This is a genomic window from Acidobacteriota bacterium, assembly GCA_009861545.1.
Classification (GTDB): Bacteria; Acidobacteriota; Vicinamibacteria; order Vicinamibacterales; family UBA8438; genus WTFV01.
On record VXME01000042.1, the window covers coordinates 70309 to 84846 of the forward strand.

Annotated in this window: 12 protein-coding genes and 2 pseudogenes; 11 read left to right on the forward strand and 3 right to left on the reverse strand. The window is 69.2% G+C overall.

Annotated elements, in window-relative coordinates:
• Nucleotides 1–121 precede the first annotated feature (121 nt).
• From F4X11_06625 to F4X11_06635, 3 genes are all read left to right on the forward strand, one after another.
• A complete protein-coding gene (locus tag F4X11_06625) occupies nucleotides 122–2038 on the forward strand; it encodes a type IIA DNA topoisomerase subunit B (GenBank protein ID MYN64689.1) in 1917 nt (638 codons plus the stop codon).
• A gap of 557 nt (nucleotides 2039–2595) precedes the next feature.
• Nucleotides 2596–3690 (forward strand): hypothetical protein, encoded by a 1095-nt coding sequence (locus F4X11_06630; GenBank protein MYN64690.1) that lies wholly within the window; start codon nucleotides 2596–2598, stop codon nucleotides 3688–3690.
• A gap of 32 nt (nucleotides 3691–3722) precedes the next feature.
• Nucleotides 3723–4838 (forward strand): AAA family ATPase, encoded by a 1116-nt coding sequence (locus tag F4X11_06635; GenBank protein MYN64691.1) that lies wholly within the window; start codon nucleotides 3723–3725, stop codon nucleotides 4836–4838.
• 191 nt (nucleotides 4839–5029) lie between these two features.
• Here the strand turns inward: F4X11_06635 and F4X11_06640 are convergent.
• The 3 genes and pseudogenes from F4X11_06640 to F4X11_06650 all read right to left on the reverse strand — a co-directional run bounded on the left by F4X11_06640 (nucleotide 5030) and on the right by F4X11_06650 (nucleotide 6605).
• Nucleotides 5030–5119, reverse strand: a pseudogene (locus F4X11_06640) (type II toxin-antitoxin system VapC family toxin).
• Nucleotides 5116–5361 (reverse strand): type II toxin-antitoxin system Phd/YefM family antitoxin, encoded by a 246-nt coding sequence (locus tag F4X11_06645; protein ID MYN64692.1) that lies wholly within the window; start codon nucleotides 5359–5361, stop codon nucleotides 5116–5118. The pseudogene F4X11_06640 and the gene F4X11_06645 overlap by 4 nt, the downstream one beginning before the upstream one ends.
• A gap of 350 nt (nucleotides 5362–5711) precedes the next feature.
• Nucleotides 5712–6605 (reverse strand): hypothetical protein, encoded by an 894-nt coding sequence (locus F4X11_06650; GenBank protein MYN64693.1) that lies wholly within the window; start codon nucleotides 6603–6605, stop codon nucleotides 5712–5714.
• Between F4X11_06650 and F4X11_06655 the strand changes: the two genes are divergently transcribed.
• The 8 genes and pseudogenes from F4X11_06655 to F4X11_06690 all read left to right on the forward strand — a co-directional run bounded on the left by F4X11_06655 (nucleotide 6547) and on the right by F4X11_06690 (nucleotide 14507).
• On the forward strand, nucleotides 6547–7722 hold the full coding sequence (locus tag F4X11_06655; GenBank protein ID MYN64694.1) for an aminotransferase class V-fold PLP-dependent enzyme: 1176 nt from the start codon (nucleotides 6547–6549) through the stop codon (nucleotides 7720–7722). The two genes, F4X11_06650 and F4X11_06655, sit on opposite strands and share 59 nt — an antisense overlap.
• Nucleotides 7719–8198 carry a glycine cleavage system protein H gene (locus tag F4X11_06660; GenBank protein ID MYN64695.1) on the forward strand — a complete coding sequence of 160 codons (480 nt, stop codon included), beginning with the start codon at nucleotides 7719–7721 and terminating at the stop codon, nucleotides 8196–8198. Before F4X11_06655 ends, F4X11_06660 begins: the two co-directional genes overlap by 4 nt.
• 55 nt (nucleotides 8199–8253) lie before the next feature.
• Complete coding sequence (locus tag F4X11_06665; GenBank protein ID MYN64696.1) at nucleotides 8254–9339, forward strand: cobalamin biosynthesis protein P47K; 1086 nt, start codon at nucleotides 8254–8256, stop codon at nucleotides 9337–9339.
• Nucleotides 9336–9677, forward strand: a pseudogene (locus F4X11_06670) (hypothetical protein). The gene F4X11_06665 and the pseudogene F4X11_06670 overlap by 4 nt, the downstream one beginning before the upstream one ends.
• Nucleotides 9678–9784: 107 nt before the next feature.
• Entirely contained in the window at nucleotides 9785–10672 is an 888-nt protein-coding gene (locus F4X11_06675) for a ferredoxin family protein (GenBank protein ID MYN64697.1), read from the forward strand.
• 4 nt (nucleotides 10673–10676) lie between these two features.
• A complete protein-coding gene (locus tag F4X11_06680) occupies nucleotides 10677–11870 on the forward strand; it encodes a radical SAM protein (protein MYN64698.1) in 1194 nt (397 codons plus the stop codon).
• Between the two features lie 125 nt (nucleotides 11871–11995).
• A complete protein-coding gene (locus F4X11_06685; GenBank protein ID MYN64699.1) occupies nucleotides 11996–13687 on the forward strand; it encodes a DUF116 domain-containing protein in 1692 nt (563 codons plus the stop codon).
• Complete coding sequence (locus F4X11_06690; protein MYN64700.1) at nucleotides 13647–14507, forward strand: hypothetical protein; 861 nt, start codon at nucleotides 13647–13649, stop codon at nucleotides 14505–14507. The genes F4X11_06685 and F4X11_06690 overlap by 41 nt, the downstream gene beginning before the upstream one ends.
• The last annotated feature ends 31 nt before the right edge of the window (nucleotides 14508–14538 follow it).

The following is a 14538-nucleotide window of genomic DNA, read 5'->3' on the forward strand; positions in this document are numbered from 1 at the left end:
GGGCGTGGCCCATGCTAAACTGAGGCTCCTTCCCTGTAAGGCTCGCTGCAGCCACCGTCACCGCGGTGCGCGGCGGGTCGTACGCCGGCCTGGAGCCCAGCCGGGTCGCCCGGAAGACGCAATGGCGAGTTCATATTCGGCAAAGGACATCACCGTCCTCGAGGGCCTGGAGCCGGTGCGCAAGCGTCCCGGCATGTACATCGGGGGCGTTGGCTCGGCCGGCCTGCATCACCTCGTCTGGGAGATCCTCGACAACGCGGTCGACGAGGCCATGAACGGCCATGCCGCGAACGTCCAGGTGACGCTGCACGGCGACGGCTCGACGGTAACCGTGGTAGACGACGGCCGCGGCATGCCGGTCGACCGCCACCCGAAGACGGGCCAGAACGCGCTGGAGGTGATATTCACCACCCTGCACGCCGGCGGGAAGTTCGAGAACCGGACCTACCGCACGGCCGGCGGGCTGCACGGCGTCGGCGCCAGCGTGGTCAACGCCCTGTCGCAGGAGTTGGTCGCCACGTCGAAGCGGGATGGCTTCCTGTGGCAGCAGACCTTCCGGCGCGGAAGACCGGTGGCGGCGCTGCGGCAACTGAAGCCGGCGCGCGGCACCGGCACCACGATCCGTTTCCACCCGGATCCGCGAATCTTCCCCAGGACCACGTTCGATGCCGGGCTCATTCGGCAGCGGCTCGAAATCGCCAGCTACGTCCACGGCGGGGTGAGGTTCGTGTTCACGGACGAGGCGCAGGACTCCAGGGAGGAGTTCCGCCACGAGCACGGCCTGCCGGACTACCTCGCACGGCTCGTGAAGGAGCGCGGCGCCAACCCCGTGCACGAGGCGCCGTTCCTTCTCGTGCGGGAGCACGCGGACACGGGCTCGCGGATCGAGGTCGTGCTGCAGTGGACGGAGGCTACCGACGAGCACCTGCGCAGCTACGTGAACGGGATTCCGACCGGGTCCGGCGGCACCCACGAGACCGGCGTGCGGGCCGGCCTCGGCAAGGCCGTCCGCAACTTCATCGAGACGCACGGCCTGTCGCCGAAGGGCGTGACCCTGACCGCGGACGACATCCGCGAGGGACTGACCGGCGTCATCTCGATCTTCGTCCCGGAACCCCAGTTCCAGGGGCAGACCAAGGACCGCCTGAACAATCCGGAGCTCGCACCGGTCCTCGACGGGGCGGTACGGCCGGCCCTCGAGCACTGGCTGAACCACAACATCAGCATGGCCGAGGCGATCGTCGCCCGGATCATCCTGGCCGCGCGCGCCCGCGAGGCGAGCCGCGCGGCCCAGCAGGCCGTCTCGCGCAAGAGCGCGACCTCGAACCGGCTCAACCTGCCCGGCAAGCTGAGCGACTGCACGGGCAGCGCCCGCGGCGACAGCGAGCTGTTCATCGTCGAGGGGGACTCGGCCGGCGGCTCCGCCAAGCAGGGGCGGGACCGGACCCGGCAGGCGATCCTGCCGTTGCGCGGGAAGGTGCTGAACGTGGAGAGCGCGTCGGCGTCGAAGGTGCTGGCGAACAAGGAGCTGTCGGACGTCGTGACCGCGCTCGGCTGCGGCCTCGGGAAGAACTTCGACCTCGCGAAGCTGCGCTACGACCGCATCATCATCCTGGCCGACGCCGACTCGGACGGCAACCACATCGCCACGTTGCTGCTCACATTCTTCTACCGCTTCCTGCCCGGGCTCATCGCCCACGGGAAGGTCTTTCTGGCGCAGCCGCCCCTCTACCGCATCGACGTCGGCAAGGAGACGTTCTGGGCGCTCGACGACGTGCACCGCGACGCCATCGTCAAGGCGCACACCAACGGCCGCGGCGCCCCCGAGATCACCCGCTTCAAGGGACTCGGCGAGATGATGCCGAAGGTGCTGTGGGAAACGACCCTGAATCCGGACACGCGGCGCCTTCTGCGGGTCGCCGTCAGCGACCAGCTTCTGACGGACCGGGTCATCGCGGACCTGATGGGCAAGGATGCCTCGGCGCGATTCCGTTTCATCATGGAGCGCGCCGACGAGGCGCTCGATCTCGACGTCTAGGAATCTGCGCCGCAGAACGCAGCGAAGCGAAGCGCCGTGGCGCGCAGAGTCATGGAGCGGGGGGGATGGGCCGAAACACCGAACCGGCGAGGCTTTTCGGGGCGCTGGATTGATATGAATCAACTCGGCCTTGCGCGTATCGTCTTCTCTATCTATCGCGCGTCCCGACTACCGGCCCTGGCAACCACTCTACTCGCCAACAAACTCCACCGTTCCGACGGCGTGCGAATTCGTGCGATCACGCTATCGTTTGGTCTCGATATCTCTCAAGCCTACGCGCAGGCGCAGTGTACCTGCCCCGCCGGCTCACTTGACATTCCCGCCGCCACGGCGCATTGTAATTGCACGCTGCTCCGCACCGAGTACCGGAGCGCCCGCGGGGCGTGCTTCCCGCTGCGCCCGAGCCGGTCCATCCCGGTGCCGGAACTTCGGAAGAACGTGACGCAATCGACTCGACCTGTGTCGGCCAGCACGGACCATGCGGCGACTTGCGCGCGCAACGGTCGCGTCGTCGCTCACGCCGGCCAGCCCCTCGAAAGAAACGACAGGATCTAGAAGTGCATTGGTACCCACGCTATGTGCCGGTCGACGAGCAGCGCGCGCGAACCGTGTCCGAGATGCACGAATTGCGCGCCCGCGGCGTAAGGGTGCAGCCGGTCGAGCTGCGGGGACGGACCATCGCACAGCGCTTCTGGGGCCGCCATTGGTGCGAGCACCTCGAGTCGTTCTCGGAATACACGGCCCGTCTCGCACACGGTCGCGCCTACGTGCGCAACGGCTCCGTCTGTCACCTGGCGATAGAGGCCGGCGGTGTCGACGCGATGGTTGTCGGCTCGACGCTCTACCACGTCGTGATTCGCGTACGGCAACTGGACAGAAGCGCCTGGACCGCCATCGCGGCCGCGTGCGCCGGCGAGATCGGATCCGTGCGCGAGTTGCGAGAGGGTCGGTTCTCCGATCGAGTCGCCGAGGTCCTCACCGACCGCGACACGGGCCTGTTCCCGCATCCGAGCGAGATCGTGCCGGAGTGCGAGTGCTCCGACAGAGCGACGATGTGCAAACATGCGGCAGCGGCCCTCTCCGGGGTCGGCCGCCGACTCGACGACCACCCGGAACTTCTCTTCCTCCTGCGCGGTGTCGACGAGGCGGAGCTGATTGGAACGACCGCGACGCCTGCACGCGGGCACGCGGCGAGCGACCCGGCGGCCAACGGCAGCGTCGGCACGTTCTTCGACGTCCATCCCGGCGCCGGCGGCACGGCCGCGCCGGAATCCGCGATGACACTGCACCTCGCCGGACCGGCCGCTTCGGACGCGCCTGCGTTCGGAGCTTCGATGCCGGCTGCCCCTGCGGCACCCCGCAAGGTCAAGAAGACGCTCACCTATCGACCTCCCACCCCGACCGCCGCCCTCCCGGCCCGCGCACCGGCCGCCGGGGACGATGGAACGAACGAATTTCAGCCCACGGGCGAGCTGGTTTTCAGCCTGCGCGAGCGGTGCGGGTGCTCGGTAGCCGAGTTCGCGGATCTGATCCAGGTCACCGCGACCACGGTCCGCCGCTGGGAGACCACGTCCGGACCGCTCAACCTGCACGCCCGCCCCTGGGAAGCCCTGCTGGCGCTGCACCAGGAAATCGAGAGACACGCGGGATAGTTCCGCGACCGGTGTGAACCGGACAGGTTGCCATGGCCGCGCTCGACTGGATCACCGTCGAGGGATTCAAGAGCATCAAGCGCATCGAGCGCTTGCACCTCAAGCCCATCAATTTGCTGATCGGGTCCAACGGCTCCGGAAAATCGAACTTCATCGGCGTGTTCGCGTTGCTTCGCGAGATCCGATGCGGGCGGTTGCAGGAGTACGTGAGGCGGTCCGGCGGCGCGGACAAGGTCCTGCATTTCGGGTCCCGCAACACGTCGAGGTTGAACATCCACGCTTCGTTGGGCGACGAGGCGAACCAATACGTGCTCACACTGGCCTCGAACGCAGAGGACAGTCTCTTTCCGTTGCGGGAAGAGTGTCACGGAAGTGGACGAAGACACATCCTGTCACCATCGGGACCGGAAACCTGGATCAGCGACCCCGACCCGCGCAATCTCGATCGCGATGCGGCGATCCAGGACGTCCGCATGCACCTCGATAGTTGGCGTGTCTACCACCTGCACGACACCAGCTCCACGTCCCCGATCAAGAAGACGGCCGACGTGGACGACAACAGGTTCCTGCGTCACGACGGCGCCAACCTCGCGGCGTTTCTGTACTTCCTGTCTAACAAGCACGGGGACTCGTACGACCTGATCCGACGAACCGTGCACCTCGTCGCACCGTTCTTCGACGACTTCCAACTCCAACCGCAGGCGTTGAACCAGGACAAGATCCGCCTCGAATGGCGGCACCGTGGCTCGGACGCCTATTTCGACGCCTCGTCGCTGTCGGACGGAACCCTGCGCTTCATCGTGCTTGCGACGCTGCTGCTTCAGCCGGTATCGCTCCGACCCTCGGTGATCCTGCTAGACGAACCGGAACTCGGACTGCACCCCTACGCGATCACGATGCTGGCGTCGCTGGTCAGACAGGCCTCCGTCGAGACCCAGGTAGTCTTCGCGACTCAATCGACGCTGCTGTTGGATCACTTTCAACCTGAAGACGTTCTCGTGGCAGACCGCGTGGACGGCGGGACGAAGTTCACCAGGCTGGATGCCGCGGATCTTCAGGAATGGCTGCAGGACTACAGCCTCGGCCAGTTGTGGGAAAAGAACCAGTTTGGCGGCCGGCCCGTCCGTAGCGGCGCCGAGCGGCAGTAGATCCGATGTCCCGGCTGCTGGTTCACGTCGAGGGCCAGACCGAGGAGACCTTCGTCAACGAGCTGCTCTGCCCGCACCTCACGCGGTTCGATGCACGAGTCGAGGCGATGCTCTTCAGCGATTGCACGGCGTTCGGACGCGGAATCAGTCGCCCGCACCTTGGGGGTGTCAAAGATCGGATCCGTTCCCGGGTCCTCGATCAGCGCACGCGCATCCTCCGACAACTTCTCCGGAAAACCGGACGCCCAAAGCAGAACATGCGTGTCGAGGAGGACCTTCACTTGCCGCCCTCGAACCGAGCTTCGATCTCGGCGGACCCCATGCGGTCGAAATCTTCTGGCACCGAGATTCTACCGGCCAGAAATCCAAGCCGCCGTATCTCTCCGGACACCTGCGCCTCCACCGCGATGACTTTGACGACGGCCTTGCCGGCGCGCGTGATGATGAACGGCTGCCCCTCGGCAGCCGCGTCGACGAGACTCGACAGATGTGCCCTAGCTTCATCCATGTTAACGGTGCGCATGACTTCCCCTCCATCGCTCGGATTCCCGGATGTTACAGCCACGGTCCGCCCCGCTCGCAGGAACTCCGTCCGGCCGTACGAGCCGCGCTTGAAAGACGGCCGCGGACTCCTGTTCTTCGCGGGTCAGGAAATTGAAGCATCCGCTTCGCAAGGGCCTCAAGCTCCAAATCCGGCACGCCCGCACGCGCAAGTGTAGCGACTCCAAAGCGGATCGAGGTCGTTCTCATGCGACGCCTCCGATGTCGGTGTGCCCTGTTGCCGCGCCGGCGATGAGGACATCCCGTCTTTCTCTCGGCAGCGCGCTGGTGAGCGCGGACGGGACGTGCACCGTCGCGAACGACCGCACGGCTTCAGCCGGACGCACACCGCGCGCTGAGCGCGGGGAGCCGCCCGAGACGGCGCACGATTTCGGCGCGCGGCAGCGGCGCGTTGATCAGGAACTCGCGGTGGGTCCGCCGCCCGCGCCAGGCCGGGCGGCGCGGCGGCTCCGGCAGCAGCGCGTCGACGAGGTCGAGGTCGAAGTCGTAGAGCAGCACCCCGTGGTGGAGGAGGGCGCCGCGCACCCGCCGCTGGGCGTGCCCGGCGAACTTCCGCTCGCGAACCGCGAGGTCGGTCGACCGGATCGCGACGCCGTCGATGGCCAGAACGCCGGCCAGCCCGCCGAGCACCCACGCGTAGCTGCGTTCGACGTCGGCCAGCCAGGGGCGGGCGCCGAGCGACAGGACCAGGGCTATGTTCAGGCATCCGGGACCGACGACGACCGCACCGCCGCCCGACTCCCGGTACAGCAACGGAACCTCGCGCGAGACGCATGCGGGCACGCATGCCCACGCTTCGGGCTCGCCGTGCCGGGGCAGTACCACCGCCGGGCGGTCGGACTCCCAGATGAGCAATCGCTCGCCGGCGACCGCCGACGCGGTAGTGTCCCCCGATGCGCCGTGAGCTTGGCCGTGCGCTCGCGGGTTCATGCGCCGCGACGCGTCATGCTCCAGCCGACGCAGGGCCTCGATTTCGAGTCTGAGACCGCGCTCGGGCGGAACCAATCCGTAGTCCTCGACCTGCATGGGCAACGGCTTCAAGAAGATGCGTGGCAGGTTGACGGCAAGGTCGCATCCGGAAGGGCGCGGCGCGACGGTCGGGCCGCGGTAGCGTGCGCCGGCGTTCCAGGTACAATCCGGATCCACCGTGCCGGCACCTGAACGCTCCGGGCCAGTGTATCTGGACTGCGCGGCCACCTGCCCCATCGATCCGCGCGTGCAGGCCGAGTTGCGTCGCTTCAGCGAGGTGGACTTCGGCAACGCCGGTAGCCGCACGCACGCCCACGGTCGCGTCGCGCGGCAGGCGGTGGAACAGGCTCGCGCGCACGTGGCGCGGGTGGCCGGCGTCCGCCGCAACGAGGTGATCTTCACGAGCGGCGCCACGGAGTCGAACAACCTCGCAATCCTCGGGCTGGAGGCCTGCGGCCGCACCGAGGAGCGGACCCATCTCGTCAGCACCACGATCGAGCACCACGCGGTGCTGGAACCGTTGCGCGTGCTCGCCGCGCGCGGCTTCGATCTGACGCTGGTGGATCCGGAGCCCGGCGGCTGGGTCGACGCCGACCGCGTGGCCGCGGCGATTCGGCCCGACACGCTGCTGGTCTCGGTGATGCAGGTCAACAACGAGACCGGCGTTCAGCAACCGATCGGGGAGATCGCCGACCGGCTCGCCGCGTCCCCGGCCTTCCTGCATGTCGACGCCGCGCAGGGATTCGGGAAGGCGCTCGCCGCGCTCCGGCATCCCCGGGTCGATCTCGTCAGCGCGAGCGGCCACAAGCTCTGCGGCCCCAAGGGAACGGGCGCCCTGATCGCGCGGCATCGTGACGGGCGGCGGCCCCCGCTGACCCCGCTGCTCCACGGCGGCGGGCAGGAACTCGGGCTGCGGCCCGGCACGCTGCCGGTGGCGCTGATCGCGGCGTTCGGCAAGGCAGCCGAGCTCGCCCTGGACGAGCACGACGCCCGCCTGGCGGGGGCGAACGCCTTTCAGCAACGCCTGCTCGCGGGACTGGCCCCGCTCGCTCCCCGGGTGCACGGCGATCCCGACCACCGTCTGCCTTACATCCTGAACCTCTCGATTCCCGGCTGCGACAAGGAAACGCTGATCGAGGCCTGGGCCGATCTGGCCGCCATCTCGGACGGGGCCGCCTGCACGTCGCAGTCCTACACCTGCAGCCACGTGCTGGCCGCGATGGGTCTGTCCCCGGAGGACGAGGCCGGCGCCGTGCGGCTCTCCTGGTGCCACCTGTCCGAGGCGCCGGACGTCGAGGCGATGATCGGCGCCCTGGTCGCCGGCGCCGCATCCGGAGCCTCACGGTCATCATGACGACGTCGCCCGCGAGCCGATTCATCCGCTACAAGCGCTCCCGGTTCGCCACGCGGCTCCCGGTCGACCACCGCTACACGCGGTCGCACTACTGGCTGAAGCGGGACGATTCGGGATGCTGGCGCATCGGATTGACGACCTTCGCCACCCGCATGCTGGGCGACCTAGTAGAATGCACGTTTGCGGTGGGGCCGGGCGACCCGGTCGAGATCGGCCAACCGATTGGCTCGATCGAGGGCTTCAAGGCGATCTCCGACATCTACGCCGTGGCGTCGGGGCGCTTCGTGGGAGCCAACGAAGCCCTGGACACGGATATCACGCTGGTCGAATCGGCCCCGTACGGCGACGGATGGCTCTACGTCGTCGACGGGACGGCCGATCCGGAGAACCTCGACGTCGACGAGTACGTGCACGTGCTCGACGCGACCGTCGACCGCATGCTGGCGAGCCGCCGCGAGGGTGACAAGGATGCCTGACCTCGAACCGGAACCGAAGACACGCGGGTCGGACGAAGCGCGCGCCCGCTACGTCATGGTCGGCGGCTTCCTCGGGGCCGGCAAGACGACGGCCATCATCCGGCTGGCGCGGTTCCTGACCGACCGGGGCCGGCGCGTCGGGTTGATCACCAACGATCAGAGCGTCGGCCTCGTAGACACGACTCTCGCCCGCGCGCAGGGATTCCCGGTGGAGGAGATCACCGGCGGCTGCTTCTGCTGCCGGTTCAACACCTTGATGGACGCGGCGGACCGGCTGAACGCCGAGGCGCGGCCCGACGTCTTCATCGCCGAGCCGGTCGGAAGCTGCACCGACCTGCGGGCCGCGGTCAGCTATCCCTTGCGGCGGATGTACGGAGACGCGTTCGAGATCGCGCCGCTGAGCGTGCTCGTCGATCCGCTTCGGGCGCTGCGGGTGCTCGGTCTGGAAGCCGGCCGGTCGTTCTCGAAGAAGGTGCTGTACGTCTACGACCGGCAGCTCGCCGAGGCGGACGTCATCGTGGTGAACAAGGTCGACCTGCTCGACGAGACGCGCCTGGAGCGCCTGCGGGAGGCGCTGGCGACCCGGTATCCCCAGGCGGACGTGCTCGCCATGTCGGCCCGCGCGGGAGACGGCGCGGCGTCCTGGTTCGAGCGGGTGACCCGCGGTGCGATGGGTCTCGGGGCGTCCCCGGACGTCGACTACGCCGTGTACGCCGAAGGCGAGGCGCTGCTCGGCTGGCTGAACGCGACGGTGCGCGTCTCTTCCGGCACGCCGTTCGACGGCAATGCCCTGCTGCGCGACCTCGCCGGACACATGGCGCACGCCATCGGCACGGCGGAGATCGCACACCTGAAGATGACGCTGACGGCGGAGGAGCTGCCCTCGGACATCGCGGTGCTGAACCTGGTCGCCGGCGATCGGGGCGCGGAGCTGGCCCACACGCTGAAGGCGCCGGTCGACGCGGGCGAGCTGATCGTCAACCTGCGGGCCGAGGAAGACCCGCGGCGCCTGCACGACGCGGCCCTGGCGGCCCTTGCGGCTTGGGAAACGGGCGGCGCCGGCCGCCGGGCCGCCATCGACCACATCGAGCATTTCCGGCCGGCCAAGCCGACTCCGACCTGGCGACTGGCGACGGCATGAAGCGCGAGAACGAGGCATCGGCGGCGGCCCCGAACCTGGTCTACTGCCGCTGCACCTACGCGCGGGTGGTGCCGCGGCAGGTGAAGGACGGCGTCCTCGAGGCGCTGTCCGCCTCCGGCGTCGACTTCGACGCCGTGCCCGACCTGTGCGAGATGTCGGCGCGCAGGGACCCGCGGCTGGCGGAGATCGCCGGGGGCGAGGCGGTGACCATCGCCGCCTGCTATCCACGCGCCGTGCGCTGGCTGTTCTCGTCGGCCGGGTCGCCGCTGGACAAGGAACGGGTCACGATTCTCAACATGCGCGAAGAGACATCCGAAACGGTGGCTGCCTCGATGCTGGCGCCCGACGGCGACGGCGCGGCAGCCGACGATCCGGACACGGATCCTGCGGGCGACGCCGACCGGTCCGCGAAGAGCCGCTCCGGCGACGGCGGCGGAGGTGAGCTATGAGCCGCACCAGCACCCTGTCACTCCCCGTGCTGCGGGTGGCGCTGTACGAGGGCCGCGGCGCCGAGCCGCTGGACGGCGCGCACCGCTTCGCCCTCATGCAGACGCTGCTCGACAAGGGCTACCGGGTGACGCGCGTCGGGTCGGGCGCGGCAACCGCGGCCGCGGCCCGCGCCGACGACGGCAACGCGCTGGCGGTGCTCGGCCGTTTCACCGAGCGCCAGCCGGCCGAGGCGGTCGGCGCCGAATCCGGGGGCCGGGTCTGGTTCCGCGACATCGGCGACCAGACGCCCGACGGGGTGGCGGCGCTGGTCGAGGCCATCCGGGCCGATTGCGAGGTCCACGAGCCGGGCAAGTGGAAACCGTGGTTCCCGGTCATCGACTTCGACCGCTGCACCAACTGCATGCAGTGCCTGAGCTTCTGCCTCTTCGACGTCTACGGCGTCTCGAAGGGCGGCCAGATCCAGGTCCAGAACCACGACAACTGCAAGACCGACTGCCCCGCCTGCTCGCGCGTCTGCCCGGAGGTCGCGATCCTCTTTCCGAAGTACCGCCACGGCCCGATCCACGGCGGCGAGGTGAACACCGACGACGTGCGGCGCGAGGCGATGAAGGTGGACATCTCCGCCCTCCTCGGCGGCGACATCTACGCCGCCCTGCGCGACCGGAGCGCGAAGGCGAAGTCGCGTTTCTCGAAGGAACGCGACGAGGAACGGGCGCTCAAGGAGCGCCAGAAATGCCTGGTCAAGCTGCAGCAGAATCTCGACATCCCGGCCGAGGTGCTGGCGAGCCTGCCTACGCTCGACGAGATCCAGGCCAAGGCCGAGACCGCCAAGGCCCGGGCCCAGGCCGCCATCGACGCCGCCGCGGCGCGGCAGGAGGGCTGACGACGTGGTAGTGGAATTGGCCAGACGGATGCTCACCGAGCCGGACCCGCGCGCGTTGCGCAAGCTGGTCTGGAACATGGGCGTCAAGGGCGTCCGCTCGGTTCAGCTCTACAAGCAGCGGCTGAAGCGCGGCGAGCACTTCCCGCCGTTCCTCTTCATCTCGGTGATCTCGGGCTGCCAGTTGCGCTGCCAGGGGTGCTGGGTGGACGTCGAGGCGCAGAGCCGGAAGATCGAGATCGACGAGCTGAACCGCATCGTCGGCGACGCCAAGCGCCACGGCAACAGCTACTTCGGCATCCTGGGGGGCGAGCCGCTGCTCCACCCGGATCTGTTCGACCTGTTCGCCGCGCACCAGGACTGCTACTTTCAGCTCTTCACCAACGGACACCTGATCGACGACGCGCGGGCGGCCGAGCTGCGCCGTCTCGGCAACGTGACGCCGCTGGTCAGCATCGAGGGCACCTCGGTGGTGAGCGACGAGCGCCGCGGCCGGAGCGACGTCCTCGACAAGTCGCTGGCCGGGCTGGAAGCCTGCACGCGCAACCGGCTCGTCACCGGCGTGGCCACCAGCGTCTGCAAGACGAACATCGACGACCTCGTGCAGGAATCGTGGCTGCGGCGGCTCATCGGGATGGGCGTGCACTATGCCTGGTTCCACACCTACCGCGTCGTCGGGCCCAAGCCGACCGAAGCGATCGCCCTGACCCCGGAGGAGGTGCTCCGGGTGCGCCGGTTCATCGTGCGCATGCGCGCGAAGCTGCCGATCGCCATCGTCGACGCGTACTGGGACGACGAGGGGCAGGCGCTCTGCCCGATGGCTACCGGGGTGAGCCACCACATCAGTCCCTACGGGGACATCGAGCCGTGCCCGATCATCCAGTTCGCCACCGAAACGGTCTATGATCGACCGAGCGTCTACGAGACCATGACGAGCTCGTCGTTCCTCAAGGACTTCCGGGAGACCGCGGCGAAGACGACCCGCGGCTGCATCGTGCTGGAGCGGCCGGATCTGGTGCGCGAGCTCGTGGAGCGCCACGGCGCCCGGGACACGACGCAGCGGCAGACCGCCTCGGCGGAGCTGGCGCAGCTCACCGGCCGCAGCAGCCAGCACAACCCCGGGAACGAGATCCCGGAGGAGCACTGGGCCTACGCCTTCGCCAAGAAGCACTGGTTCTTTGGATTCGGGGCGTACAGCTAACGGCCGACAGGCTCCCGCGGCCAAGAGAAAACAACCAGCGAGAACGCTGAACATCGACGGAAGAGATTCCTGTGAGTTATCAACTGCCGGTCGTTTCGCTCCCGCGCGCGGTGCCGCCGACGGTCATGAGACCGCCGCAGGAGAACATTCCGCAGACCCGTTCGGAGCGCGAGGTGATGCTGCGGCAGGTCCAGGACTACGTCGCGGCGCGCCGCAGCGAGATCACGCCGCCGCTGGTCATGGGCGAGCTGCAGGCGCGGTCCGACGAGATCCTGGGCGCGCACGGCATCGACGGCAAGTACCGCGACTACGTCGGCGTGATCCTCGGCAACGAGGTGTGGCGCGAGCATCTGGCCGCGGTGCCGTACGACAAGCGCCTGCTCTTGCTGCCGAAGTGCCTGCGCGTCGAGGACCGCTGCCCCGCCCCGTTCGACGAGTTCGGCCTGCTGTGCAAGCAGTGCGGCCTGTGCACGATCCAGGACCTGCAGGAAGAAGCGGAGAAGCTCGGCTACGCGGTGCTCGTCGCCGAGGGCTCGGCGCTCGTCATGGCGCTGATCCAGACCGGCAAGATCGAGGCCATCGTCGGCGTGAGCTGCCTCTCGGTACTCGAACGGGCGTTCCCCTACATGGAGGCGGCGGCGATCCCCGGCGTCGCCATCCCGCTGCTGCAGGACGACTGCAAGGACACCGGCGTCGACGTCGAGTGGGTCTGGGACTTCATTCACGCCACCAGCGACGACCGGACGCGCCGGCTCGACCTCGACGCCCTGCGCCGGGACGTGGAGAGCTGGTTCGCGCCCGATGCCCTCGAGGCGGTGTTCGGCGGCCCGCCGGCCGGCGAGACCGAGACGCTCGCGCGCGCCGAGCTGACCCGCGCCGGCAAGCGCTGGCGGCCCTTCCTCAGCGTCTGCGTCTACCAGGCGCTGCAGGACGACCCGCACGCGACGCCGCCCGACGCGCTTCGCAAGGTGGCGGTGGCGGTGGAGTGCTTCCACAAGGCCTCGCTGGTGCACGACGACATCGAGGACGGCGACGCGCGCCGCTACGGCGAGCCGACGCTGCACGCCTCGCACGGGATTCCCGCGGCGCTCAACGCCGGCGACTACCTGATCGGCGAGGGCTACCGGCTGCTCGCGGAGAGCGACTTCGCCCCCGAGATCCGCGCCGAGATGACGGCCATCGCCGCGCGCGGCCACCGCACGCTCTGTCTCGGGCAGGGCGAGGAGCTGGCCTGGGCGCGCAGTCCGAAGCCGCTCAGCTCGCAGCAGGTGTTGCAGATCTTCCGCCAGAAGACGGCGCCCGCGTTCGGCGTGGCGCTCGAGCTCGGGGCGGCCTGCGCCCGCGCCGACGAGGACGTGTTCGAGAAGCTGCGGGCGTACAGCGACGCACTGGGGATCGCATACCAGATCCGCGACGACCTCGACGACTTCGAGCCATCCGCCGATGCCCCGGACGACGTGGCCGCGCTGCGCCCGTCGCTGCCGCTCGCGGTCGGCTACGAGCAGGCCAAGTCCGAGCCGGAGGCGCGCTCCACCCTCGAGGCGGCGTGGCGTCGCGAGCAGGCCGTCGACGGCCGCTCGGACGAGGTGCGCGAGGTGCTGACGCGATTCGACGCAGCCGACCGCAGCCGCCGGCTGATGGAGGGCTACAAGGAAGAGGCCATTCGCTGCCTGCCCGGCCTGACCAACCCGAGCCTCAAGGGGTTGCTGCGCCGGGTCATCGGCAAGATCTTCAGCGTCGAGATTCAAGGCTGGTGCAGTGAGTTCGAGGCTCGAAATGCTGCAGGTGGCCAGGCTGTCGCCGACGCTGCTCGGTGACGCGGCGGACCTGACGGCGGATTTCCTTTCCACCAGGCTGAATCCGGACGGCGGCTTCCAGGATCGCGACGGCGCGAGCGACCTCTACTACACCGTCTTCGGTCTCGAAGCGCTGACCGCCCTGCGGCGCGACCTGCCGGCTCCCGCCGTGCGGCGGTTTCTCGAGCGCCACGAGGACCCGGCCGAGCTCGACTTCGTGCACGCCGCCTGTCTCGCCCGCTGCTGGGCCGACATCGGGGCCGCGAGCGATGCGCCGGCCCAGGCGCTCCTCGCCCGCCTCGAGTCCTTCCGCACGCCGGACGGCGGTTACAGCCCGACCGACGGCGCCGACCATGGCACGGCGTACGGCTGCTTCCTGGCCCTCGGGGCGTACGAGGACCTCGGCGCCGCGCTGGACAACCCCGATCGCCTCCTGGCGTGCCTGGCCGCGCTGCGCGCCGCGGACGGCGGGTACGGGAACCGGCCCGGCGTACCGACGGGGCTGACGCCGCCGACCGCCGCGGCGGTGACCGTGCAACGCCGCCTCTCCCGGCCGGCCGACCGCGAGGCGGCGGAATGGCTCCGGGCGCGCCATCTTCCGGCCGGCGGGTTCTGCGCGTCGCCTTCGACGCCGATGCCGGACCTGCTCTCTACCGCCACCGCGCTGCATGCGCTGGCCGGCGCCCACGCGCCGCTCGAGCCGATCCGGGAGCCGTGCCTCGACTTCGTCGACAGCCTCTGGAGCAACTCCGGCGGCTTCTACGGAAGCTGGGGCGACGACGTGCAGGACTGCGAGTACACCTTCTATGCCCTGCTCGCCCTGGGGCACCTGAGCCTGTGAGCGTGCATCCCCTGTCGCGCCTTGGTGTACC